The 22,451-nt window shown below is 67.6% G+C and carries 26 protein-coding genes; 12 read left to right on the forward strand and 14 right to left on the reverse strand.

Annotated elements, in window-relative coordinates; genetic code table 11:
* Positions 1-8: 8 nt before the first annotated feature.
* Genes B6K69_RS05885 through gatC form a run of 4 tightly spaced genes read right to left on the reverse strand, consistent with a single transcriptional unit; the run spans position 9 to position 3,212 of the window.
* On the reverse strand, positions 9-695 hold the full coding sequence (locus tag B6K69_RS05885; RefSeq protein ID WP_108643125.1) for an N-acetylmuramoyl-L-alanine amidase: 687 nt from the start codon (positions 693-695) through the stop codon (positions 9-11).
* Entirely contained in the window at positions 692-1,384 is a 693-nt protein-coding gene (locus B6K69_RS05890) for a hypothetical protein (RefSeq protein WP_108643126.1), read from the reverse strand. Before B6K69_RS05890 ends, B6K69_RS05885 begins: the two co-directional genes overlap by 4 nt.
* Positions 1,385-1,443: 59 nt before the next feature.
* Complete coding sequence (gene gatA / locus B6K69_RS05895; protein ID WP_108643127.1) at positions 1,444-2,928, reverse strand: Asp-tRNA(Asn)/Glu-tRNA(Gln) amidotransferase subunit GatA; 1,485 nt, start codon at positions 2,926-2,928, stop codon at positions 1,444-1,446.
* A complete protein-coding gene (gatC, locus tag B6K69_RS05900; RefSeq protein WP_108643128.1) occupies positions 2,925-3,212 on the reverse strand; it encodes an Asp-tRNA(Asn)/Glu-tRNA(Gln) amidotransferase subunit GatC in 288 nt (95 codons plus the stop codon). The genes gatA and gatC overlap by 4 nt, the downstream gene beginning before the upstream one ends.
* A 186-nt stretch (positions 3,213-3,398) precedes the next feature.
* Here gatC and B6K69_RS05905 point away from each other — a divergent pair, with 186 nt between their 5' ends.
* From B6K69_RS05905 to B6K69_RS05915, 3 genes are all read left to right on the forward strand, one after another.
* Positions 3,399-3,851 (forward strand): MarR family winged helix-turn-helix transcriptional regulator, encoded by a 453-nt coding sequence (locus B6K69_RS05905; protein ID WP_206340546.1) that lies wholly within the window; start codon positions 3,399-3,401, stop codon positions 3,849-3,851.
* A gap of 10 nt (positions 3,852-3,861) precedes the next feature.
* The gene (locus tag B6K69_RS05910; protein WP_108643129.1) at positions 3,862-4,257 is read left to right on the forward strand and encodes a DUF1398 domain-containing protein; all 396 of its coding nucleotides are present in this window, start codon (positions 3,862-3,864) and stop codon (positions 4,255-4,257) included.
* Positions 4,258-4,333: 76 nt separating this feature from the next.
* Positions 4,334-5,041, forward strand: a complete 708-nt coding sequence (locus B6K69_RS05915; RefSeq protein WP_108643130.1) for a metal-dependent hydrolase — start codon at positions 4,334-4,336, stop codon at positions 5,039-5,041.
* Between the two features lie 18 nt (positions 5,042-5,059).
* Here the strand turns inward: B6K69_RS05915 and B6K69_RS05920 are convergent, their stop codons facing one another.
* Complete coding sequence (locus B6K69_RS05920; RefSeq protein WP_228156817.1) at positions 5,060-5,530, reverse strand: nucleoside deaminase; 471 nt, start codon at positions 5,528-5,530, stop codon at positions 5,060-5,062.
* Between the two features lie 77 nt (positions 5,531-5,607).
* Between B6K69_RS05920 and B6K69_RS05925 the strand changes: the two genes are divergently transcribed.
* The 7 genes from B6K69_RS05925 (at position 5,608) to B6K69_RS05955 (ending at position 12,792) form a co-directional block, all read left to right on the forward strand.
* Positions 5,608-6,843 carry a pseudouridine synthase gene (locus tag B6K69_RS05925; protein WP_335602506.1) on the forward strand — a complete coding sequence of 412 codons (1,236 nt, stop codon included), beginning with the start codon at positions 5,608-5,610 and terminating at the stop codon, positions 6,841-6,843.
* A 206-nt stretch (positions 6,844-7,049) separates the two neighbouring features.
* The gene (locus B6K69_RS05930; RefSeq protein WP_108643133.1) at positions 7,050-7,934 is read left to right on the forward strand and encodes a 5-bromo-4-chloroindolyl phosphate hydrolysis family protein; all 885 of its coding nucleotides are present in this window, start codon (positions 7,050-7,052) and stop codon (positions 7,932-7,934) included.
* A gap of 30 nt (positions 7,935-7,964) precedes the next feature.
* Entirely contained in the window at positions 7,965-9,149 is a 1,185-nt protein-coding gene (locus tag B6K69_RS05935; RefSeq protein WP_108643134.1) for a toxic anion resistance protein, read from the forward strand.
* 44 nt (positions 9,150-9,193) lie between these two features.
* On the forward strand, positions 9,194-10,120 hold the full coding sequence (locus tag B6K69_RS05940) for a DUF2927 domain-containing protein (protein WP_228156818.1): 927 nt from the start codon (positions 9,194-9,196) through the stop codon (positions 10,118-10,120).
* 33 nt (positions 10,121-10,153) lie between these two features.
* The gene (locus B6K69_RS05945) at positions 10,154-11,251 is read left to right on the forward strand and encodes an SPFH domain-containing protein (RefSeq protein WP_108643135.1); all 1,098 of its coding nucleotides are present in this window, start codon (positions 10,154-10,156) and stop codon (positions 11,249-11,251) included.
* Between the two features lie 3 nt (positions 11,252-11,254).
* A complete protein-coding gene (locus tag B6K69_RS05950) occupies positions 11,255-12,394 on the forward strand; it encodes a TFIIB-type zinc ribbon-containing protein (protein ID WP_108643136.1) in 1,140 nt (379 codons plus the stop codon).
* A 188-nt stretch (positions 12,395-12,582) separates the two neighbouring features.
* Positions 12,583-12,792 carry a glycine zipper 2TM domain-containing protein gene (locus tag B6K69_RS05955; RefSeq protein WP_107674803.1) on the forward strand — a complete coding sequence of 70 codons (210 nt, stop codon included), beginning with the start codon at positions 12,583-12,585 and terminating at the stop codon, positions 12,790-12,792.
* 223 nt (positions 12,793-13,015) lie between these two features.
* On the opposite strand, the gene B6K69_RS17995 is transcribed toward B6K69_RS05955, so the two are convergent.
* The 3 genes from B6K69_RS17995 to lepA all read right to left on the reverse strand — a co-directional run bounded on the left by B6K69_RS17995 (position 13,016) and on the right by lepA (position 16,237).
* The gene (locus B6K69_RS17995; RefSeq protein ID WP_123876541.1) at positions 13,016-13,528 is read right to left on the reverse strand and encodes a hypothetical protein; all 513 of its coding nucleotides are present in this window, start codon (positions 13,526-13,528) and stop codon (positions 13,016-13,018) included.
* A gap of 8 nt (positions 13,529-13,536) precedes the next feature.
* A complete protein-coding gene (locus B6K69_RS05965; protein ID WP_108643138.1) occupies positions 13,537-14,373 on the reverse strand; it encodes a DUF4747 family protein in 837 nt (278 codons plus the stop codon).
* A gap of 64 nt (positions 14,374-14,437) precedes the next feature.
* Complete coding sequence (gene lepA, locus B6K69_RS05970) at positions 14,438-16,237, reverse strand: translation elongation factor 4 (RefSeq protein WP_107674807.1); 1,800 nt, start codon at positions 16,235-16,237, stop codon at positions 14,438-14,440.
* A gap of 390 nt (positions 16,238-16,627) precedes the next feature.
* On the opposite strand from lepA, the gene B6K69_RS05975 reads away from it, so the two are divergent.
* Entirely contained in the window at positions 16,628-16,942 is a 315-nt protein-coding gene (locus tag B6K69_RS05975) for a hypothetical protein (protein WP_107674809.1), read from the forward strand.
* Here the strand turns inward: B6K69_RS05975 and B6K69_RS05980 are convergent.
* The 5 genes from B6K69_RS05980 to rpmB all read right to left on the reverse strand — a co-directional run bounded on the left by B6K69_RS05980 (position 16,927) and on the right by rpmB (position 19,484).
* A complete protein-coding gene (locus B6K69_RS05980) occupies positions 16,927-17,403 on the reverse strand; it encodes a low molecular weight protein-tyrosine-phosphatase (protein WP_108643139.1) in 477 nt (158 codons plus the stop codon). The genes B6K69_RS05975 and B6K69_RS05980 overlap by 16 nt on opposite strands.
* Positions 17,400-18,077 (reverse strand): pyridoxamine 5'-phosphate oxidase family protein, encoded by a 678-nt coding sequence (locus B6K69_RS05985; RefSeq protein WP_107674813.1) that lies wholly within the window; start codon positions 18,075-18,077, stop codon positions 17,400-17,402. Before B6K69_RS05985 ends, B6K69_RS05980 begins: the two co-directional genes overlap by 4 nt.
* 102 nt (positions 18,078-18,179) lie before the next feature.
* Positions 18,180-18,677 carry a copper chaperone PCu(A)C gene (locus B6K69_RS05990; protein WP_164681893.1) on the reverse strand — a complete coding sequence of 166 codons (498 nt, stop codon included), beginning with the start codon at positions 18,675-18,677 and terminating at the stop codon, positions 18,180-18,182.
* Between the two features lie 49 nt (positions 18,678-18,726).
* On the reverse strand, positions 18,727-19,074 hold the full coding sequence (locus tag B6K69_RS05995; RefSeq protein ID WP_108643140.1) for a DUF2946 family protein: 348 nt from the start codon (positions 19,072-19,074) through the stop codon (positions 18,727-18,729).
* Between the two features lie 122 nt (positions 19,075-19,196).
* Positions 19,197-19,484, reverse strand: coding sequence for a 50S ribosomal protein L28 (rpmB, locus tag B6K69_RS06000; RefSeq protein WP_107674744.1), 288 nt, complete (start codon positions 19,482-19,484; stop codon positions 19,197-19,199).
* Positions 19,485-19,737: 253 nt separating this feature from the next.
* Here rpmB and B6K69_RS06005 point away from each other — a divergent pair, with 253 nt between their 5' ends.
* Entirely contained in the window at positions 19,738-21,336 is a 1,599-nt protein-coding gene (locus B6K69_RS06005; RefSeq protein WP_108643141.1) for an ABC-F family ATP-binding cassette domain-containing protein, read from the forward strand.
* Between the two features lie 3 nt (positions 21,337-21,339).
* Here B6K69_RS06005 and meaB read toward each other — a convergent pair whose 3' ends face one another.
* Positions 21,340-22,326 (reverse strand): methylmalonyl Co-A mutase-associated GTPase MeaB, encoded by a 987-nt coding sequence (meaB, locus tag B6K69_RS06010; protein WP_108643142.1) that lies wholly within the window; start codon positions 22,324-22,326, stop codon positions 21,340-21,342.
* Between the last annotated feature and the right edge of the window lie 125 nt (positions 22,327-22,451).

Here is a 22,451-nt window from a genome sequence, read left to right on the forward strand (position 1 = left end):
GGTGCGGCTTAGGCGGATGCGGGCGGCCCGTCAAGCGGGGCATCAACCGGGAAGCGCGCGGCCAGATCGGCGGCAAGGGCGGCGTCGGTGCTGTCCAGCGGCCCGCGCGCCCAGGGGCGGAAGCGCAGGCGGAAGGCGTGCAGCAGCACATCGGGCGCGGCCTCGGGGTAGCCGAAGCGGCGCAGGTCGGCGGTGAAGCGGGCCGGATCGCCGCTTGCACCCGCCTGCGCCCAGACCGACAGGCCCTGCAGGGCCAGCCGCCGCCAGTCGAACCGGGGGCCGGGGTCGGCCTTGCGGTCGGGGGCCATGTCGCTGTGTCCGATCACCCGCTGCGGCGGGATCGACCAGCGGCGCAGGAGGTCGGCCAGCAGCCGCTCCAGCGCGGCCATTTGCGGTTCGGCAAAGGGTTCGGCGCCGGTGTTCTGCAATTCGATGCCGATCGAACGCGAATTCACATCCGCCAGGCCCGCCCATGCACCGGCGCCGGCGTGCCAGGCGCGGGCGGCTTCGTCCACCAGTTGCTCGGCGGTGCCGTCGCGATCAATCAGCCAATGCGCCGACACCTCGGCCGTGGGGTCGCACAGCCGGGCGCGCGATTCGGCGCAGCTTGCCATGGCCGTGTAATGGATCACCACCAGCGACGGGCGCAGACCGCCCCGCCGATCCCCGAAATTCGGCGAGGGGAAGCCGGTCACTGCAAGGCGGTGCGGAAGGGGCGCGGATCCCAGTCGCAGGCGAAACCGTCGCCATCGGGATCAAGCCCGGCGCGGTCCTTCTCGGGGCCGCCCTTGGCCAGGAATTCCTGCTGGGCCTTGTCGGGCGAGGCATATCTTGCGCAGGCCGAGGCGCTGTTGCCGCGCAGGCCGCTGCGGGAATACATCTGCGTGCCGGGGTTGTGGGTGGTTGCCAGCGCGAAGGCCACGATGTTCGGGCCGGTGTCGCCGGGCCGCGCCGGCAGGTCTTTCGGCTGCACGACCACATATTGCGAGCGGTTGCGCGCGATGCGTTCCTTGTCGCTTTCGATGGTCTCGCGCGCGGAAACGGCCTTGAAGTCGTTCTCGTCCGAGATGCCGGCGTGGATCATCTCGCCGGATTCTTCCTTGATCCCGGCCGGGGCATTGCCGCGCGGACGGTCGCCCGAGACGGCCACCGGGGCCGGCGCTGCCGCTGCGGGGGCGCGGCCATCGGCCCGGTCGATGGCCGCCGCGGCGGCCGAGGGGTTGAACCCGCCGGCCGGGGCGCTGGCGGTGCTGCCGCCGCCCGTGGCGGGGCCGGCATTGCGGACATAGCTGTTGTAATCCTGGAACCCGACGCCGGAATCCGGCACGGCGGGGGCGCAGGCGGCAAGGGCAAGAACGGCAACAAGGGCGGAACGGCGGGTCATCACTGCCTCATGGGGAAAACTGCCCCGCGCAGGGGTGCGGGGGCGCTTTTTTCGCGCAGTTACCACCATTTTTCCGGCTTGGCCACAAATCCGGCCGCGCGTTCCAGCACATAGGCGTGATTGAGCAGGTTGCCCTCATCCCAGGGGCGGCCGATCAGTTGCAGGCCCAGCGGCAGCCCCTGCCCGTCCAGCCCGACCGGGACCGCCACGCCGGGCAGGCCGGCCAGGTTGACGGTGACGGTGAACACGTCGTTGAGATACATCTCCACCGGATCGGCGCTGGCCATTTCGCCCAGACCGAAGGCCGCGCTTGGGGTGGCCGGGGTCAGGATCGAATCCACGCCTTCGGCGAAGACGGTCTCGAAGTCGCGCTTGATCAGGGCGCGCACCTTGCGGGCGCGGTTGTAATAGGCGTCGTAGAAGCCCGCGGACAGAACATAGGTGCCGATCATCACCCGGCGCTGCACTTCCGACCCGAAGCCTTCGGCGCGGGTCTTTTCATACATCTCGGTGATGCCGTCGCCCTGTGCCAGCTTGGCGCGGTGGCCGTATTTCACGCCGTCATAGCGGGCCAGGTTCGACGAGGCTTCCGCCGGGGCGATCACATAATAGGCCGGCAGCGCGTATTTCGTATGCGGCAGGCTGATGTCGCGGATCACGGCGCCGGCGTCGCGCATCATCTCGATGCCACGGGTCCAGAGCGCCTCGATCTCGGCCGGCATCCCGTCCATGCGGTATTCGCGCGGGATGCCGATCACCTTGCCCCGGATGTCGCCGGTGAGGGCGGCTTCGAAATCGGGCACCGCGATGTCGGCGCTGGTAGAATCCTTCGGGTCATGGCCCGCCATGGCCTGCAGGAAGATCGCCGCGTCGCGGACCGATTTCGTCATCGGGCCGGCCTGATCCAGCGAGCTGGCAAAGGCCACGATGCCCCAGCGGCTGACGCGGCCATAGGTCGGCTTGATGCCGGTGATGCCGGTGAAGGCCGCCGGTTGCCGGATCGAACCGCCGGTGTCGGTGCCGGTCGCGCCAAGGCAGAGATCGGCCGCCACGGCCGAGGCCGAGCCGCCCGAAGACCCGCCCGGCGTCAGCGCCACGTTCGAGCCTTGCCGCCGCCAGGGGTTCACCGCATTGCCGTAGCAACTGGTTTCGTTGCTGCTGCCCATGGCGAATTCGTCCATGTTCAGCTTGCCCAGCATCACCGCGCCGGCATCGAACAGCCGGGTGGTGACGGTCGATTCGTATTCGGGCTTGAAGCCGCGCAGGATGTTCGACGCGGCCTGGCTGGGCACGCCCTTGGTGCAGAACAGATCCTTGATGCCCAGCGGGATGCCGCACAGCGCCGGCGCCTCGGGGGCGGCCAGCCGCGCATCGGCGGCGCGGGCCTGTTCCAGCGCGATCTCGGGCGTCTTGTGGACAAAGGCCCCCAGCCCGTCCGCCGCATCAATGGCGGTCAGGCAGGACATGGTCAGATCAACCGAGGTGATCTCGCGCTTGCGCAGGGCATCGCGCGCTTCGGCAATGGTCAGGGTGTTCAGCGTCATTCCACCACCTTCGGCACGGCAAAGAACCCTTCGCGCGCTTCCGGCGCGTTCTTCAGAACCTGCGGCTGGATACCGCCATCGGTCACCACGTCGGCCCGGCGCGTCAGCCGCATCGGGGTGACGCTGACCATCGGCTCGATGCCGGTCACGTCCACCTCGTTGAGCTGCTCCATGAAGGTCAGGATGCCCGAAAGCTGTTCGGCCAGCGCCGGCAGCGCCTCTTCCTCGACCCGGATGCGCGCAAGTTTCGCGACTTTCCGCGCCGTATCAATGTCGATCGACATGGGGTGTCTCCGCAGGTTTGGCCCCGTTTAGCCGCGTGCCCCCCCGCCCGCAAGACGAAGCCGCCGCTTGCCGCGGTATCGGGGCGGCCCCGGGGGCGATTTCCCGGCGGTTTCGTCCGGCGCGGGGCAGATGGTTGACGCGGAAACCACATGGATATAGTTTCCGTGGAAACCAGAAGGCCCGCCATGACAGCCCCCTCTCCCCTGACCGCCCATCTTGGCTACTGGCTGCGGCTGGTGTCGAACCATGTCTCGGCCCGCTTTGCCGAACGGCTTGACCGGCTGGGAATCACCGTCGCCGAATGGGTGGCGCTGCGGCTGCTGTTCGATGCCGACAGCCTGCCGCCCAGCCAGCTTGCCGCCCGCATGGGCCTGACGCGCGGCGCCGTCACCAAGCTGGCTGATCGGCTGCTGGCGCGCGGGCTGCTGGCGCGCAGCGCCGATGCAAGCGACGGGCGCGGCGTTCGCCTGGCGCTGACCGAGGCCGGGCGCGCGCTGGTGCCCGCCCTGGCCGAAGCCGCCGATCGGAACGAGGCCGAGGCCTTCGCCGCCCTGTCGGCCGAGGACCGGGCGCTGCTGCACAGCCTGCTGCACCGAATCGCAACCCGGCAGGGGCTGACCGCCCCGCCCCTTGCCTGAAAGACATCCCGTGACCGAAGACCAGATTGCCATCGCCCGCGACTGCCACGCCGCTGCCGCCGAAAACCGCCTTGCCTTCCCCGACATCCTTGGCCGTCTGGGGGCGGCGGGGTTTGAAGGCTATCTGGTGGATTACCGCAGCGGCAGCGCCCGCTATTACCTGACCTCGGGCGCCGGCACCGATTGCGCCGGTCCTGCCCAGCAGGTTGCGCCCGGGTTCGACGCCGCCGCCCTGATCGCGGCCATCCGCGATGCCCAAGCACAGGCGCCAGGCTATACCTATGCCGCCTTCAGCGCCCGCGCCGCCGCGGCGGGCTGTGCGGGCTATCTTGTGTCGCTGCCGGGCCGCCGCGTGCTGTATTTCGCCCGCAGCGGCGAAACCCATGTCGAGCACTTTCCCGCCTGACCGGAGACAGGCAACGGTTGCCCTGCCCTGCCCCGCGCCCTATTTTGCCGCCTTCCAACGGCAGAAGGAGACCGCCATGCAGATCACCTGGCTCGGCCATTCCGGCTTCCGCATCCAGATCGAGGACGCCGTCCTGCTGATCGACCCCTGGTTGAGCGGCAATCCGATGTTCCCCGTCGACCGCCGGACCGAGGCGCTGGCGGGCGCCACCCATATCCTGTTGACCCACGCCCATGGCGACCATGCGTCCGAGGCGAAGGCCATCGCATCGGAAACCGGCGTGCCGGTGGCCTGCATCCATGAGCTGTCCGAATGGCTGAACGCGCAAGGCGGGGTGCAAACCATCGGCTTCGGCAAGGGCGGCACGCTGGCGCTGAACGGCGCGAAGGTGACGATGGTCAACGCCACCCATTCGGCCAGCATCGACTTTGGCGGCGGGGCGCTGTTGCCCGGCGGGTCGGCGGCGGGGTTCATGATCGCGGGCGAAGGCCATGTGATCTATGTGTCGGGCGATACCGACATCATGGCCGACATGGCCTGGATGGGCGAATTGCACAATCCCGACATCGGCATCCTGTCCTGCGGCGGGCATTACACGATGGACATGGAGCGCGCCGCCTGGGCCGCGCGCAAGTATTTCAACTTCCGCACGGTGATTCCCTGCCATTACCAGACCTTCCCGATCCTGGCGCAGGACGCCAATCCCTTGCGCGCCGGCCTGCCGCCGGGGGTCGAGGTGGTGGAACCGCAGGTGCTGGACCCGATCACCTTTCCCAAGCAATGACGCCCCGCCGGGCGGCGGCTATCCCCGCCGCCCGGCGAAGAAGGTCTTGAGCAGGGCTTCCGCCGCGGCCCCGCCGATGCCGTCATAGACCTCGGGCGCGTGGTGGCATTGCGGATGGGCAAAGACCCGCGCGCCCTGCGCCACTCCGCCTGACTTGGGGTCGGCCGCGCCGTAATACAGCCGCCCGATCCGCGCGAAGGAAATCGCGGCGGCGCACATCGGGCAGGGTTCCAGCGTGACATAAAGATCATGCCCCGGCAGCCGTTCGGACCCGGCCGCCGCGCAGGCCGCCCGCAGCGCCAGAACCTCGGCATGGGCCGTGGGGTCGTGCAATTCGCGGGTGCGGTTGCCGGCGCGCGCCGCCACCGTGCCGTCGGGGGCCACCACCACCGCGCCCACCGGCACCTCGCCCCGGTCGCCTGCCGCCCGCGCCTCGTCCAGCGCGATCTCCATGAACGACCGGAAGCGCCCCACTGATTGCCCTTTCATCTGTCCTCAAATATCCTCGGGGGTCCGGGGGCAGACGGCCCCCGGGGCTGGCCACCCCGCGCCCAAGGATGACCGCCATGCCGCCGAAAGAAAAGCCGCCCTTCAAGACCCCGGCCAAGCCGGCCCCCCGCCCCGCCGCGAAGCCGCCCGCCGGGACCGGCGCGAAATCCGCCGATGCGCCCGCCGGCGAGCGTATCGCCAAGGTGCTGTCGCGCCGGGGCGTCGCCTCGCGCCGCGATGCCGAACGGCTGATCGCGCAGGGCGATGTCACGGTGAACGGGCGGGTGATCGACAGCCCGGCGCTGAACGTCACGGCCAGGGATCGCATCACCGTTGCGGGCAAGCCGCTGCCGGCGGAAGAACCGGCGCGGCTGTGGCTCTATTACAAGCCCGAAGGTCTGGTCACCTCGGCCTCGGATGAAAAGGGCCGCGACACGGTGTTCGACCACCTGCCCGAAGACCTGCCCCGCGTCATGTCGGTGGGGCGGCTTGACCTCAATTCCGAAGGCCTGCTGCTGCTGACCAATGACGGCGAGCTGAAGCGGCGGCTTGAGCTGCCCTCGACCGGCTGGCTGCGCAAGTATCGCGTCCGGGTGAACGGCAATCCGACCGATGCGCAACTGGAGCCGCTGCGCCGGGGCATCACGGTGGAGGGCGAGACCTTCCAGCCGATGCAGGTGACGCTGGACCGGGTGCAGGGCGCCAATGCCTGGCTGACGGTGGGCCTGCGCGAAGGCAAGAACCGCGAGATCCGCCGCGCCATGTCGGCGATCGACCTTTATGTGAACCGGCTGATCCGGGTCAGCTATGGCCCGTTCCGGCTGGGCGAGTTGCAGCCCGGCGAGGTGGAGGAGGTGCGCCCCCGCGTGTTGCGCGACCAGTTGGGCGAATCCCCCGCCGAAGCGGGCGAGGACGAGGGGCCGAAACCCCGCAGCCGCCGCGTGGCGCCGCGCCCGTCCGCCAAGGACGCCCCGGCAAGGGGCGCGGATCGGGGCGCGAAGCCGGCGGGGGATGCGGTGCGCAGCCTGTCGGCGGCCTGGAAAACCGCCACCACCCCGCGCCCCGGCCCCCGCCGCTCGCCCGAGGCGGAGGACGGCCCCGCCCCGCGCGGCCGCCCCGCGGCCAAGCCCGAACCCACCGCCGCCCCGCGCGGCCGGGGTGTGCCGGCGAAACCGGGGGCCAAGCCCTTTGCCAAGGCCGCGAAGCCGCCGGCCAAGGCCGAGGCCCGCCCCGCCGCCCCGCGCAAGCCGGCATCGCGCCCGGCCTCGACCCGCAACGCCCCGCCCAAGGGCGGCCCGCGCGGCAAGGGCTGAAGCTGCACGGGCTGAAACCGGCGCGCGGTGGGGGGAACATTCGCATCATTTCCCCCGCGCGCCCGCTGGCAAGCCCCCGGCGCATCGGCTAGGATCGTGCGAGATTTCAGTTCGGTCCCCGTCATGTCGCAATCCGGCCTTCGCACCCTGTCGCTGTTCCTTCTGGTGGCCCTGGTGCTTTACGTTGCCGGGTCCGGGGGGATGTGATGGCCCAGCGTTATGGCGGCCCCCATTCCCCGCAAGGCAGCCGTATCCCCGGCACGCCCCCGGCGCCGGTGCAGGTTGCCCCGCCCGATCTGCGGGTTGCGGGGCAATGGCGGGCGCGGGTGGTGTTCCTGTCGGCCTTCGCCTTCCTGTTCCCGGCCTTCGGGGATGCGCCGGGCGACATGATCCTTGGGCTTGCCGCCGGGGGGCTGCTGATCCTGTCGGCCTGGCTGGCGCGGGAAGGCCTGCGCGCCCGCGCCGCCTGGACCGCGCGCAAGGTGGCCCGCCGCCCGGCCTTTCCGCGCCTGCTGGCCAGTGCCGTCACCTGCGGCGCGGCGCTGTTCGCGGGCGGCTATATCGCACATGGTCTTTCGGCCTATCCGGTGCTGTATGCCCTGCTGGGGGCCGGGCTGATGCTGGGTGCCTTCGGGCTGGACCCGATGTCGGACAAGGGGATGGAGGGGATCGACCCGTTCCAGACCGACCGCGTGGCCCGCGCCGTGGACGAGGCCGAGAAACGCCTGACCGAAATGAAGGATGCCATCCTGCGCGCCGGCGACCGCAGCCTTGAGGCGCGGGTGGACCGTTTCGCCGCCAGCGCCCGCAGCCTGTTCCGCCGCGTCGAATCCGACCCGCGCGACCTGACCGCCGCGCGCAAGTATCTGTCGGTCTATCTGGCCGGGGCGCGGGACGCGACGGCCAAGTTCGCCGATCTCTGGGCGCAGAGCCGTGACCAGAAGGCCCGGGCCGACTGGGACGCGCTGCTGACCGATCTTGAAACCACCTTTGCCGAACGCTCGCAGGCCCTGCTGGAAAACGGCCGCACCGATCTGGATATCGAGATCGCCGTGCTGCGTGACCGGCTGAAGGCCGATACCCGTATCTAGTACCGTCCGACACCCCACAGGAGGGATGCCATGACCACCGAAACCATCCGCACCGAGGCCCAGGCCCTGTTGACCGAAGTCGACAAGATTTCGGCGGTGATCTTGCCCGAACCCAGCACCGAGCTTGTCACCCTGGATGCGGCCACGCCCGACAAGGCCGCCGCCATCCACAAACGGATGAACGAGTTGGACCTGTCGAACACGCAGTCGATCATCTCGTTCGGGTCTTCGGCGCAGGCCGAGCTTCAGGTCATCAGCCAGGAAATGCTGCAGGACGTGAAGAACAAGGATGTCGGCCCGGCGGGCGATTCCCTGCGCCAGATCGTGACCACCATTCGCGGCTTTTCCGGCGAAGAGCTGGACGTGAACCGCAAGCAAAGCTGGTGGGAATGGCTGACCGGCCAGGCCGCGCCGCTGGCCGAATTCGTGGCCCGCTACGAAGAGGTGCAAAGCCAGATCGACCGCATCACGGAAGAGCTGCTGAGCCATGAGACCAAGCTCTTGAAGGACATCAAGTCGCTGGATGTGCTTTATGCCAAGACGCTGGCCTTCTATGACGAGCTTGCGCTGTACATCGCCGCGGGCGAGGCCAAGCTGGCCGAGGTTGATGCCAAGGACATTCCCGCCAAGGAAGCCGCCATCGCCGCCGCGCCCGAGGCTGACAAGCTGATCCGGTCGCAGGAGCTGCGCGACCTGCGCGCCGCGCGCGACGATCTGGAACGCCGGGTGCATGACCTGCGGCTGACCCGTCAGGTAACGATGCAATCGCTGCCGTCGATCCGGCTGGTACAGGAAAACGACAAGTCGCTGGTGACCAAGATCAACTCGACCCTCGTGAACACGGTGCCGCTGTGGGAAACCCAGCTTGCGCAGGCGGTGACGATCCAGCGGTCGAAGGAAGCCGCCGAAGCGGTGCGCGAAGCCAGCGACCTGACCAACGAACTGCTGGAGGCCAATGCCAAGAACCTGCAGGATGCCAACCGCACCGTGCGCGAGGAGATGGAGCGCGGCGTCTTCGACATCGAGACGGTGAAGAAGGCCAACGAGACGCTGATCGCCACCATCGAGGAAAGCCTGCGTATTGCCGACGAAGGCAAGGCCCGCCGGGCCGCGGCGCAGGAAGAGCTGGTCAAGATGGAAACCGACCTGCGCGAGACGCTGGCCGCGGCGCGCGCCCGGCAACTGTCTTCGCCCGCGGCCGGACCGGCGGCGTAAGGAGCATGATGCAGCCGGCACGCCTTTTCCTTCGGTCCCGGGCCATGGCCGGCGTCAGCCTGTTTGCGGCGGCGCTGGCGGCCTGCGTGCCGGTCGCCCCGACGGGCCCGACGGCTTCGTCGCCCCGCCCTCGCCCCGCCGCGGCACCACGTCCGGCCGAAACGCCGAAAAGCGCCGCCGCGCGGGCCTATTATGCGCAGTTGCAGGCCTCGCTGCTGCAACAGGGCCTGCTGCGCACCGATGGCGGCGGCGCGGACACGCCGTTCAACGACCGGATGCTGGCCGAGAATTTCCTGCGCATCGCGCTTTATGATGAATATTCCCGCTCGGGCGGCGGCGGTTTCGTGCGCAGCGAATCCGCCTCGGTCGTGCGCCGCTGGCAGATTCCGGTGCGCGTTGCGGTCAGCTTCGGGGCCAGCGTGCCCGATGACCGCCGCGCCACCGACCGCGCGCGCATCTCTTCCTATCTGTCGCGGCTGGCGCGGCTGACCAACCACCCGATCAGCCTGGTGGACAGCGGCGCCAATTTCACCATCCACATCGTTTCAGAGGATGAGCGCGAGGCGCTTGGCCCGACGCTGGCCGCCCAGTTGCCCGGCCTGTCGCCGCGCGACATCGCCGATGTCACCGGGATGCCGCGATCAACCTATTGCCTGGTCTATGCGCTGTCCGAGGGCAATTCCGGCGCCTATACCCGGGCGGTGGCGGTGGTGCGGGCCGAACACCCCGACCTGCTGCGCCAGTCCTGCTTCCATGAGGAAATCGCCCAAGGGCTGGGTCTGGCCAATGACAGCCCCGCCGCGCGGCCCTCGATCTTCAACGATGACGAGGAATTCGCCCTGCTGACCCGGCAGGACGAGCTGATGCTGAAGATGCTGTACGATCCCGCGCTGCGCCCCGGCATGACACTGGCCGAGGCGCGGCCCATCGTCTTCTCGCTTGCCAGCCGCCTTCTGGGCGGTGAATCTTGATCCGGCATTGATCCGGTCTGCAGGAGTTTTTCCATGGTCTTCGACTTTCTCAAGGGCGAGTTCATTGATGTCATCTCGTGGCTGGATGACACGCGCGACACCATGGTCTGGCGGTTTGACCGGCGCGGGCAGGCCATCAGATACGGCGCCAAGCTGACGGTGCGCGAAGGCCAGGCGGCGGTGTTCATCCACGAAGGCCAGTTGGCCGATGTGTTCGGCCCCGGCCTTTACATGCTGGAAACCAACAACCTGCCGATCCTGACGACGCTGCAGCACTGGGACCACGGCTTCCAGTCGCCGTTCAAGTCCGAGGTCTATTTCGTCTCGACCACGCGCTTCAACGACCAGAAATGGGGCACCAAGAACCCGATCATGGCGCGCGACCCGGAATTCGGCCCGGTCCGCCTGCGCGCCTTCGGCACCTATTCGATGCGCGTCAGCGATCCCGGCAAGTTCATGACCGAGATTGTCGGCACCGATGGCGAGTTCACCTCGGACGAGATCAGCTTCCAGATCCGCAACATCATTGTGCAGGCGGCCAGCCAGGTGCTGGCCTCGTCGCAGATCCCGGTGCTGGACATGGCGGCGAACCTGGAACAGCTTGGCAAGATCATTGCCGACCGCATCGGACCCAAGGTCGATGACTACGGCCTGTCCATCCCCGAATTCTACATCGAGAACATCAGCCTGCCGGAAGAGGTGGAAAAGGTGCTGGACAAGCGCACCTCGATGGGCGTGGCGGGCGATCTGAACAAATACATGCAGTTCAACGCGGCGGAAGGCATGGCCCAGCCGGGCGGCCTTGGCAGCATGGTGGGCGCCGGCATGGCCGCCGGCATGGGGCTTGGCATGGGGCAGGCCATCGGGCCCTGGGGTGCGGCGCCTTCGGCGGCCGGGCAGACCCCGCCGCCCCCGCCGCCGCCCGTGGCCGGGCGCCAGTGGCACCTGGCGGTGAACGGCCAGACCAGCGGCCCGTTCAGCGAGGCGGACCTGGCCGCCCGCGCCGCCGCCGGTGGCCTGACCGGGGCCACGCTGGTCTGGACGGCGGGGCAGGATGGCTGGAAACCCGCCGGCGAAACCGACCTGGCCCGCCTTCTGTCGCAGGTTCCCCCGCCGCCGCCCTCCCCCTGACCCATGCCGCCCGTGACCGAACACCGCTGGCCCTGTGACCAGTGCGGCGCGCAGTTGCGCTTTGCACCGGGGCAGACCAGTCTGGTCTGCGATCACTGCGGCCATGTGCAGGCCATTCCGCAGGCGGGCGAACGCAAGCGCGCCCGCGCGCTGGCGGAGCATGACCTTGCCGCCGGCCTGCGCGACGATCTGCCGGTGTCGGCCATCGAGACGGTGCAGACCAGCACCTGCACCTCTTGCGGCGCGCGGATCGAATTCAGCGGCGCCACCCATGCCACCGAATGTCCGTTCTGCGCCTCGCCCGTGGTGGTGGACAGCGGCGGCGCGCGGCTGATCAAGCCGCAGGCGGTGGTGCCCTTTGTGCTGACCGAGGACGAGGCCCGCAAGGCGATGATCGCCTGGATGGGCAGCCTGTGGTTCGCGCCGTCCACCCTGCTGGAATATGCCCGCAAGGGCCGGCGGATGAACGGCATCTATGTGCCGTTCTGGACCTTCGACGCCGCGACCCGCTCCAGCTATACCGGGATGCGGGGCGATGCCTATTACGAGAGCCGGACCGTTACCGTGCGGGTGAACGGCCGCGACGAGAGCCGCACCGAACAGGTGCGCAAGATCCGCTGGTATCCGGCCTCGGGGCGGGTGGCGCGCGATTTCGACGATGTGCTGGTGCTGGGGTCGGCCAGCCTGCCGCGCCGGCTGGGCAATGAGCTGACGCCCTGGGATCTGGGGCGGCTGGAACCCTATTCCCCCGATTACCTGGCCGGGTTCAGCGCCGAGGGTTATACCATCGCGCTGGCCGATGCCGATGCCCAGTCAAAGGCCGTGATGGCGCAGGTGATCGAGCAGGACGTGCGCCGCGACATCGGCGGGGATGAACAGCGGATCACCTCGGTCGATACCGATTTCTCGGACGAGACGTTCAAGCATATCCTGCTGCCGGTCTGGATGGCGGCCTACAAGTACAACGGCAAGAGCTATCGCTTCCTTGTCAACGGCCAGACGGGCGAGGTGCAGGGCGAACGCCCCTGGTCGGTGTGGAAGATCGGCTTCGCGGTGCTGCTGGGGGCGGCCATCGTGCTGGGGGCGATCTATCTGAACGATCCGTCCATTCTTGGCCTGCCCCACCCCGACTGGATGAACTGACGCGGCGAAGGGCCGCCGAAGGGGCGCATCGGGGCCTGATCTGCCCCGGACCGGCGGAGATCCGCAGAAACAGACCGCGCGAGGACGGGGATTTCCGCGCAACCCCGGGTGGCACTGACCTGCGGCAGTGCACGGCCGGGGTCTTGTGGGGCAGGCTGGGGCATCACCCTTATGACCCGGAGGCCACCATGACCGCCCGTTCCCTTGCCCTGATTGCCCTGCTGCCGCTGGCCCTGTCGGCCTGCCTGCGCACCGACGGCGAACGCGCCCTTGCCGGCGCCGCCGGCGGCGCCGTGATCGGCAGCGCCACCGGAGGCAGCCCCGTCACCGGCGCCGTGATCGGCGGCGCGGCGGGGTATTTCTGCCGCGACCTGAACGTGCCGGGATGCAGGAACTGAGGCGACGTGCGTTGCCATGGACTCTGGGTACCATAGATCCAACCAGCGACAAGCAGCGCTGTATGGCGAGTGTCCAAGCACTCCCCCAAAAAGCAGCAATGATGCCGCTTAAGGTCTGCATTCTGAGCAGATATGGCGCTGGATACTGCAAACAGCGGCGCCACTCGTTAGTGTCTTTGCCTCTAAGAGGCTTAAAGGCTTGGGTCACCACATAAAACGGGCCCTAGTCTCCAATCTTCCCCGCCCCATTTTTCAACTGCGCAAGCCCAAAGAGATTAATTCCAGCAGCCACCCCAGCGCCAATCGAGTAGCAAAAAACCCAGAAGAACAAGAATGACGTCAATTGCGTCGCAGAGAACAGGCACAAAATAGCCCCAAATACACCAATCATCTGAACAAGAACAAAATGAAAGAAAACTGCAATAAACTTTATATACAATGATTTTTCGCTCCCACCCTCCCTAATAACATCAAAGAAAGGTCCGGGCGACATATTCAATACAATTGCCAGAGCCCCTAACGAGAAAGACACCATGCTTGGAAGCACCTGCAAAGCAACGGCTGCCCACGGCGCCGATCCATTCGAATTGACCAGCCACGCAGGCCAAAGATATGATGCAAAGCCAAACGACAGCCATAGATACGGAGATTTGATAAGCGCATCAAATCCACCGTATGCATACCAATACGCCGAGAAAGACTTCCGCTTATCTGGCTTTTGATCGGCCACCGGCATCTAATCCATCAGTTATTTTTTGCTACACCCAATATCTTTGAGTAGCTAGATTCTTCGCCTTGTATTTCATCGACAATCACTTGCGGGTGATCCTTTGTAGACAAAACAATCTTTTCCCCCGCATCATCAACGCCATCCGCCTTAGAATAACCATTATCGGAAGATGCTACAACCATTGCCCGATAGAAATCATTTAACTTTATCGAATCCTCTCCGCGCGCCTTAGTGAGCGTCGTATCAATAGTTTTTGCGCCCATTGAAGACATTACCCCATAAACTCTCGCTAAATCAGCATCAAGATCGTCGGGATTCGGAGCATTCACAACAATTTTAATTTTTCTCAATTTCCCCATTCGGAATATTCTATCAATTGCATCCACATTAGTCTTTGAAAAGGCTTCCAGACTATCCAAGCCCGAAATTCTCACCGCCTTCAATATTGCTGAGAATGCGGAAGCTACTCGCCCCGGAGAGATTTTCGCGCCTTCATCATTCTCCAGCTCTACGAATAAAGTGTGATCGCTCTCCCTAAACGAAAAGTAGAATATCCTTGAGTTAAACCCCACATCAGAAGGAAGAGATATCCCGGCATCGTTAAGCAATGCTTGCTCCAAGGATTGCTTAAAAATAACGGGCTCTCTTTGATCAATCTCAGTCCAAACAGCCAACCTTCCTCTATAAAATCCGTCGCTTTCTTTCTTCGGAGGAGATACTCGTGCGTAGTGATCTCCGTGAAATCTAACACCATCTGGCAACTTTCCCGCAGCCAGTAGAACTTTCTCATAGGTGCCTTTAGGATGAGGATGAGCTACAATATTGAAAACACCATAATTACGTTGCCCCATGACTTTTCTCCGGAAAATTTCCTAAATCGAAGCATAGACATAGAACGAAATCAAGGCTCTACGCTCATCCATCCATCTTCAACGCAGAGATGAACGCAGTTTGCGGGATTTCCACCTTGCCAAATTGTCGCATCCGCTTCTTGCCCTCTTTCTGCTTGTCCAGCAGTTTGCGCTTCCGCGTCGCGTCGCCGCCGTAGCACTTGGCGGTCACGTCCTTGCGCATGGCGGAAATGGTTTCGCGGGCGATCACCTTGGCGCCGATGGCGGCCTGGATCGGGATCTGGAACATGTGGCGGGGGATCAGCTCTTTCAGCTTTTCGCACATCATGCGGCCGCGGGCCTCGGCCCGGTCGCGGTGGACCAGCATCGACAGCGCATCCACCGGCTCGGCGTTGACCAGGATCGACATCTTCACAAGGTTGTCCTCGCGATAGCCGGTCAGGTGGTAATCGAAGCTGGCATAGCCCTTGGTCACCGATTTCAGCCGGTCGTAGAAGTCGAACACCACCTCGTTCAGCGGCAGATCGTATTCCACCATGGCGCGGTTGCCGGCATAGGTCAGGTTCAACTGGATGCCGCGGCGGTCCTGGCAGAGTTTCAGGATGTCGCCCAGGTATTCGTCGGGAACCATGATCGTCGCCTTGATCCGCGGCTCCTCGATATGGTCGATGTAGGTCACATCGGGCATGTCGGCGGGGTTGTGCAGGTCAATGACCGAACCGTCCTTCATGTGCAGGTGATAGACGACCGAGGGCGCGGTGGTGATCAGGTCAAGGTCGAACTCGCGCTCAAGCCGTTCGCGGACGACTTCCAGATGCAGAAGGCCCAGGAAGCCGCAGCGGAAGCCGAAGCCAAGCGCGGCCGAGGTTTCCATCTCGTAGCTGAAGGAGGCGTCGTTCAGCGCCAGTTTCTCGATGGCGTCGCGCAGCGATTCGAAATCGGCCGCGTCCACCGGGAACAGGCCGCAGAACACCACCGGCTGCGCCGGCTTGAAGCCCGGCAGCGCCTCGGCGCAGGGTTTGCGTTCATGGGTGATGGTGTCGCCGACGCGGGTGTCACGGACCTGCTTGATCGAGGCGGTGAACACCCCGATCTCGCCCGGGCCCAGTTCGGCGATGTCGGTCATCTTGGGGGTCAGCACGGCCAGCCGGTCGATGCCGTAGCGCGCGCCGGTCTGCATCATCTTGATCTGGTCGCCCTTGCGGATGACGCCATCCATGACGCGGATCATCACCACGACGCCCAGGTAGGGATCATACCAGCTATCGACCAGCATCGCCTTCAGGGGGGCGTCGCGGTCGCCCTTCGGGGCGGGCAGGCGGGTGACGATGGCCTCAAGCACATCGGGGATGCCAAGGCCGGTTTTCGCGGAAATCGGGATGGCATCGCTGGCGTCCAGACCGATCACGTCTTCGATGTTGGCCTTCACGCGGTCGGGGTCGGCGGCGGGCAGGTCGATCTTGTTCAGGACGGGCACGATCTCATGCCCGGCATCCAGCGCCTGATAGACATTGGCCAGCGTCTGCGCCTCAACCCCCTGCGAGGCGTCAACCACCAGAAGCGAGCCTTCGACGGCGCGCATGGACCGGCTGACCTCATAGGCGAAGTCGACGTGGCCGGGGGTGTCGATCAGGTTCAGCACATAGGTCTTGCCGTCGCGCGCGGGGTAATCGATGCGGACGGTGTTGGCCTTGATGGTGATGCCCCGCTCCCGCTCGATGTCCATGCTGTCCAGCAACTGGGCCTTCATGTCGCGGTCGGCGACAGTGCCCGTCGACTGGATCAGCCGGTCGGCAAGGGTGGATTTGCCGTGGTCGATATGCGCCACGATCGAGAAATTGCGGATGAGGGACAGGTCGGTCATGGGGCCGGGATATAGCGGTAAGCGGTGAAGCCGGGAAGGGGCTTTCCCGCACGCGCCGCCGGGGCAGATCGGGGTGACGGGCGCCGGATAGGGCGGCCGGGCGGCGACGGGGAGGGGCCGTCCGAATCAGCGGGCAGGTTGCGGCCGGTTCCGGCCCCGAGTCGGCGGTTCGGGGCGGCAGATCAGGGGGCGCGATCCGGCAGCCGGACCGCCGCCCCTGCCCCAGCATCTGGTGGCGCGGGGGCGGAGGACTTCCAAACCTTGCGGAAATCGGCGCGCGGTTGCCGAGCTGCGCCGCAGCATTGAAAAAACTGCTGAAAAACGGCATGATCGGCGGCAGAAAATGACCGACGGCAGAGGGAAACCCTGGTTTCGGCAATGAGGCAGAAAATGAAGAAATCTCTCGTTCTGGCTGGCCTTTGCGCCGCCGCCTTTCCCGTGTTTTCCTCGATGGCATCGGCCGGGCCGATCGAAAGCGCCTGCCTGCGGTCGGGGCGCGATGCCGCCAGCCGCGCGCTGTGCGGCTGCATTCAGGAAGTGGCCGACATGACGCTGAAGGGCAACGACCAGCGTCGCGCCGCCAAGTTCTTCCGCAACCCCGATCAGGCGCATGAGGTCTGGGTGTCGCAACGCCCGGCCGATGACGAGTTCTGGGACCGCTACAAGAACTTTGGCGCCATGGCCGAGGCCTATTGCGCCCAGTGACCCGGTGATCCGGCCTGCAGCGCGCGGATCAGCCCGCGGCAGCCGGATTCCACCAGATCAATCGTGCGGTCGAATTCGCCGGTGTACCAAGGGTCCGGCACATCGGTCAGGCCGGTTTCGGGCGCATGGTCCAGAAACAGCCGCGGCGGGGTGCCCTGCCCCTGCGCCAGCGCCCGCAGGTCGGCCAGATTGCGGCTGTCCATCGCCAGGATCAGGTCGAAGCGGGTGAAATCGGCCCGCGTCACCTGCCGTGCCCGCAGGGCCGACAGGTCATAGCCCCGCTTGCGCGCGGCCAGAACGGCGGGCGGATGCGGCGGCTCGCCCGAATGCCAGCCGCCGGTGCCGGCGCTGTCCACCGTCAGGGCCAGGCCCGCCTGACCGGCCATGTGGCGCAGCACGGCTTCGGCCGTGGGCGACCGGCAGATGTTTCCCAGGCAGACGAACAGGACCGAGCGGGTCATCGCGGCCCCTCGCCGAAGCGCCAGCGGGCCACGCCTTCGGGCAGGGCGATGCCGGGGGCCAGATCGGGCGCGGCGACCGGCGTCGATGTTGCCAGCGCGACCGGGATCAGCCCCGCCCAGACCGGCCAGCCCCGGTCTTCGTCGGGATCGGTGCCGCCGGGGGGCGCGGCGGCGATCTTGGCCGAGGCCTCGGTCAGCGGCAGCGACAGAAGGCCGGTCGCCTTGACCTCTTGTTCGGTCATCGGGCGCAGGGTTTCCCAGCGGCCGGGGAACAGGCTGTCCACCATGGTTTTCAGATGCGCGCGTTTCGCGGCGGGGTCGGTCACGGCTTCGGCCTGACCGAAGACCATGACCGAGCGGTGGTTGACCGAATGTTCGAAGGCCGACCGCGCCAGCACCATGGCGTCGGTCAGGCTGACGGTGACGCAGACCTGCATCCCGGCCCCCGCCCGCAGGCTGCGCGAGGCCGAGGAGCCGTGCCAGTAGATCCTGTCGCCTTCGCGCCATTGCAGGGTGGGAATGACCACGGGCGCCCCGTCGATGACATAGCCGACATGGGCGACGGGCATCGCGTCCAGAATGGCGTTGATGGCGGCGCGGTCATAGGCCGCCTTTTCGGGCAGCCGGCGTAGGCGGGTGCGGGCTGAGGGGGCGGCAGAGGCGGGCCTGGACATCGGGCGTTTTCCCTTGGGGGTGGATCGCCGCACCCTGCCCGCCACGCCGGGGCGGGGTCAAGCGGCGGCAGGCCCGGGCAGGCCCGCCGCCGCGCCGGGGCGTCAGCCGCCCGAGGGGGCGCCGTGGGTCATGTCCATGCCGCCTTCGGCGGGCTTGCGGTCATTGTCCACCGGCACATCGACCGTGATCTCGGCCCCGGATTCGAAGACCAGCGTCAGCGGGAAGCTGTCGCCCTGTTTCAGTTCGCGGGTCAGGCCCATCAGCATGACGTGATCGGCCCCGCGCTTCAGTTCGTGGGTGCCGCCGGCGGGAACAGGGAAGCCGTCCTTCACCTCGACCATGGACATCACGCCTTCGGCGTTCATCACATGGGTGTGCAGCTCCACCCGTTGCGCCACATCGGCGCGGGCGCCGACAAGGCGGTCATCGGTGGTGCCCATGTTGTGCAGCATGAAGAAGGCCGCGCCCGAGGCGCCGATGCCGCCCATGGTGCGGGCATAGGGGTCCATGACGTGAATCTGGGCGTCTTCGGCGCGCAGCGGCGCGGACAGCGACAGGACGACCGCAGCAGCGGTCAGGAACAGGCGACGCGAAAGCATCTCGTTACTCCGTTGAGAATGGAAAATCGTCAGGTCGGGAAGGGTTGGCTCAGGCCAGCGCCGGGGGCGCGCGGCTGCGCGGGCGCGGCGGGCGCCGGGAGGCCGGCGCAGGGCCCGGCCGGGGCCGGGACAGGCGCGCGGCCCGGCGGCGCGGGGCCGGGGTGGCCAGCGGCGGCGACGCGGCCAGCGCCAGCCCGCCCAGCACGCAATCGGGGCAGGCAAAGGCCTGGCGGACCGGCTGGCCACGGGAATCCAGCGTGATGGTGGTGGTTGCCCCGTCGGCACAGATCTCGACCGTGACGGCACCCTGCGCCTGCGCCCGGCCGATGGCGGCATGGGACGTGGTCAGCGCCACGGCCAGCGCAAGGATCAGGCGAAGGACAAGGACGATCCGCATGTGCCCAGTCTAGCGGCTGGGCGGGGCGGGGGCCAGCGCCGATGCGGCGGCGGGGCGCGGCAAAGGACAAAAAGCCCCGGGCGGATACCGCACGGGGCCTGTCTGTCACGAAGACGGAAAGATCAGGCCGCGGCCTGGGCCTTCTCGATCTCGCGCTTGATCTTCAGGGCGTTGGACGACAGTTCGTCATCCTTGGCCTTGGCCAGGAACGCATCCAGACCGCCGCGGTGATCGACGGTGCGCAGCGCCGCCGCCGAAATGCGCAGCGAGAACGAGCGGCCGAGCGCGTCGGACTGCAGCGTCACCTCGTTGAGGTTCGGCAGGAAGCGGCGCCGGGTCTTGTTGTTGGCGTGGCTGACCATGTTGCCGGTCATCGGGCCCTTGCCCGTCAGTTCGCAGACGCGCGACATCGTGGTTTTCCTTCAGCTTTGGCAATGGGACAAAGCGCGGAGAATCCCCCGCCGTCCGAATTCGATTGCGGGCGTGTAAGTTGAAACCGAGGCGGCGTCAAGCGATTCACCACCACGATGGCGGGGCGGCTTGCAAATCCGGGCCGCGCCCTTACCTTGGCACCACGCCTTTTGCAGGATCGAAGGACCGCCGCAATGGACAAGACTCTTTTCGCCCGAATCCCCCCGGTTTCCCAGCGAGAAGAGCTGTCTCATGCCTGCTGCCTGCATCACCCTGTCGAACCTGAGCTGGTCCACGCCTGACGGCCGGCCCGTCCTTTCCAACCTGTCGCTCACGCTTGGGCCTGAACGCACCGGCATTGTCGGGCGCAACGGCTGCGGCAAGACCACGCTGCTGAAGCTGATCGCGGGCCGGTTGCGCCCAACGGCGGGCACTTTGCATGTGGCGGGCCGCATCGGGGTGCTGCGGCAGGACATCGGCGCGCATCCCGGCGAGACGGTGGCCGATCTGTTCGGCGCGCGGGCGGGGCTGGCGCTGCTGGAGCGGGCTGCCACCGGGCAGGCCGGCGCGGAGGATCTGGTGGCGGCCGACTGGACCCTGCCCCAGCGGGTTGAGGTGGCGCTGGGGCGCTGCGGGCTGGAGCTTGGCCCGCAGACGCCGCTGGCGGCGCTATCGGGCGGCCAGCGCACCCGCGCGGGGCTGGCGGCGCTGATCCTTGACGCGCCGGATTTCCTGCTGCTGGACGAGCCGACCAACAATCTGGACACCCCGGGCCGGCAGGCGGTGGCCGATCTGCTGCGCGGCTGGCGCGGCGGGGCGGTGGTGGTCAGCCATGACCGCGACCTGCTGGACGCGATGGAGGCGATCGTGGAGCTGTCGCCTTTGGGCGCGGCGCGATACGGCGGCGGCTACAGCGCCTTTGCCGCCCGCAAGGCGGAAGAGCTGGAGGCCGCGCGGCACGATCTGGCCGAGGCGGGCAAGGCCGAAGCCGAGGCCCGCCGCCGCGCCCAACAGGCGGCCGAACGCAAGGCCCGCAAGGATGGCGCGGGCCAGCGCGCCCGTGCAAAGGGCGGCCAGCCGAAGATTCTGCTGGATGCGGCGAAGGGGCGGGCCGAAGCCTCGGGCGGGGCGAACCTGCGGCTGCGCGAGGCAAGGCTGGCCGAGGCGCAGGCGGCCCTGTCCGGCGCGCGCGACCGGATCGAGGTGGTCGAGCCGCTACGGATGGAGATTCCCGCCACCGGATTGCCGCCGGCGCGGTTGGTGCTGCGGCTGGAGGCGGTCAGCGGCGGGCATGAGGCCGCCCGCCCGACGATCCGCGACCTGTCGCTGACGCTGACCGGGCCGGAGCGGCTGGCCGTGACAGGGCCGAACGGCAGCGGCAAGAGCACGCTGCTGGCGCTGATCGCGGGGCAGATGGTGCCGTTCGCCGGGCGGATTGACCGGCCGGTGCCCTGCGCGCTGCTGGATCAGGCGGTGGGTCTGCTGGACCCGGGCCAGACGCTGCGCGAGAATTTCCTGCGCCTGTCGCCCGGGGCCGGGGAAACCGCCTGCCGCGCGGCGCTGGCCCGGTTCCGCTTTCGCGCCGGCGATGCGCTGCGCCGGGTGGACGGGCTGAGCGGCGGCGAGCGGCTGCGCGCCGGGCTGGCCTGCACGCTGGGCCAGCCGCAGCCGCCTGCGCTGTTGCTGCTGGACGAGCCGACCAACCATCTGGACCTGGACGCGACCGAGGCGCTGGAGGCGGCACTGGACGCCTATGACGGGGCGCTGATCGTGGTCAGCCACGATGAACGGTTCCTGCGCGCGCTGCGCCTGACGCGGCGGCTGGATCTGGGCGGGCGGTGGCGCGGCTGAGGGTCAGCCGCCGGGGGCGCCGCGCCCCAGCAGGGCCAGCATCTCGGCCGCCGCCGCTTCGGGCGGGCGGGTGCCCTGCCCCACCTCGGCCGCAAGCCGGGCCATCACGCCCCTGGCCGGTTCGCGGTCCAGCACGGCCAGCAGGCCCTGCCGCACCTCCTGGGTGAACCAGTAGCCGGCCTGATCGGCGCGACGGCCGTCCCAATGGCCATGGGCGCGGCGCCAGTCGGCCAGCGTCTGCATCTCGGCCCAGGCGGTGGCCAGGCCGGCGCCGGACACCGCGCTGACCGGCATTGCCTTGGGGAAGCCGTCGGGGTCTTGCGGGCGGCGGCGCAACAGGCGCAGCGCGCCGGCGTAATCGGCCACGGTGCGGGTGGCGGCGGGCAGCAGGTCGCCATCGGCCTTGTTGACCAGGATCAGGTCGGCCATCTCCATGATGCCACGCTTGACGCCCTGCAATTCGTCGCCGCCCGCCGGGGCCATGAGCAGGACGAACAGATCGCACATCTCGGCCACCATGGTTTCGGACTGGCCGACGCCGACCGTCTCGATCAGCACCACATCGAACCCGGCGGCTTCGCACAGCGCCACCGCCTCGCGCGTGCGGCGGGCCACCCCGCCCATCTGGGCCTGGCTGGGCGAGGGGCGGATGAAGGCGGCGGGGTGGCGCGACAGCCGTTCCATCCGGGTCTTGTCCCCCAGGATCGAGCCGCCCGACCGGGCCGAGGACGGATCGACCGCTAGCACCGCCACACGCAGCCCGGCCTCGACCAGCAGCATCCCGAAGGCTTCGATGAAGGTGGATTTGCCGACGCCCGGCGTGCCGGAAAGCCCCAGCCGCAGCGCCTGCCGGTCGCGGCCCAGCGCGGACAGCAGCGCCACCGCCTGCGCCCGGTGATCGGCGCGGCCGCTTTCCACCAGCGTGATCGCGCGGGCCAGCGCCCTGCGGTCGCCGCCCCGGATCGCCGCCGCCGTTCCTGCGATGTCCATGCCGCGCCTCCTTCGACCTTGCCGGTTTCTGCCCGACCGCGCGGCGAAGTGCCAGAGGAAGTGACGTGCGGCCAGCCGCGAGCGGGGGCGCTGCCCCCGCACCCCCGGGATATTTGGGGACAGAT

The sequence above is a fragment of the Pseudogemmobacter blasticus genome, from assembly GCF_003071405.1.
Lineage (GTDB): Bacteria > Pseudomonadota > Alphaproteobacteria > Rhodobacterales > Rhodobacteraceae > Pseudogemmobacter > Pseudogemmobacter blasticus.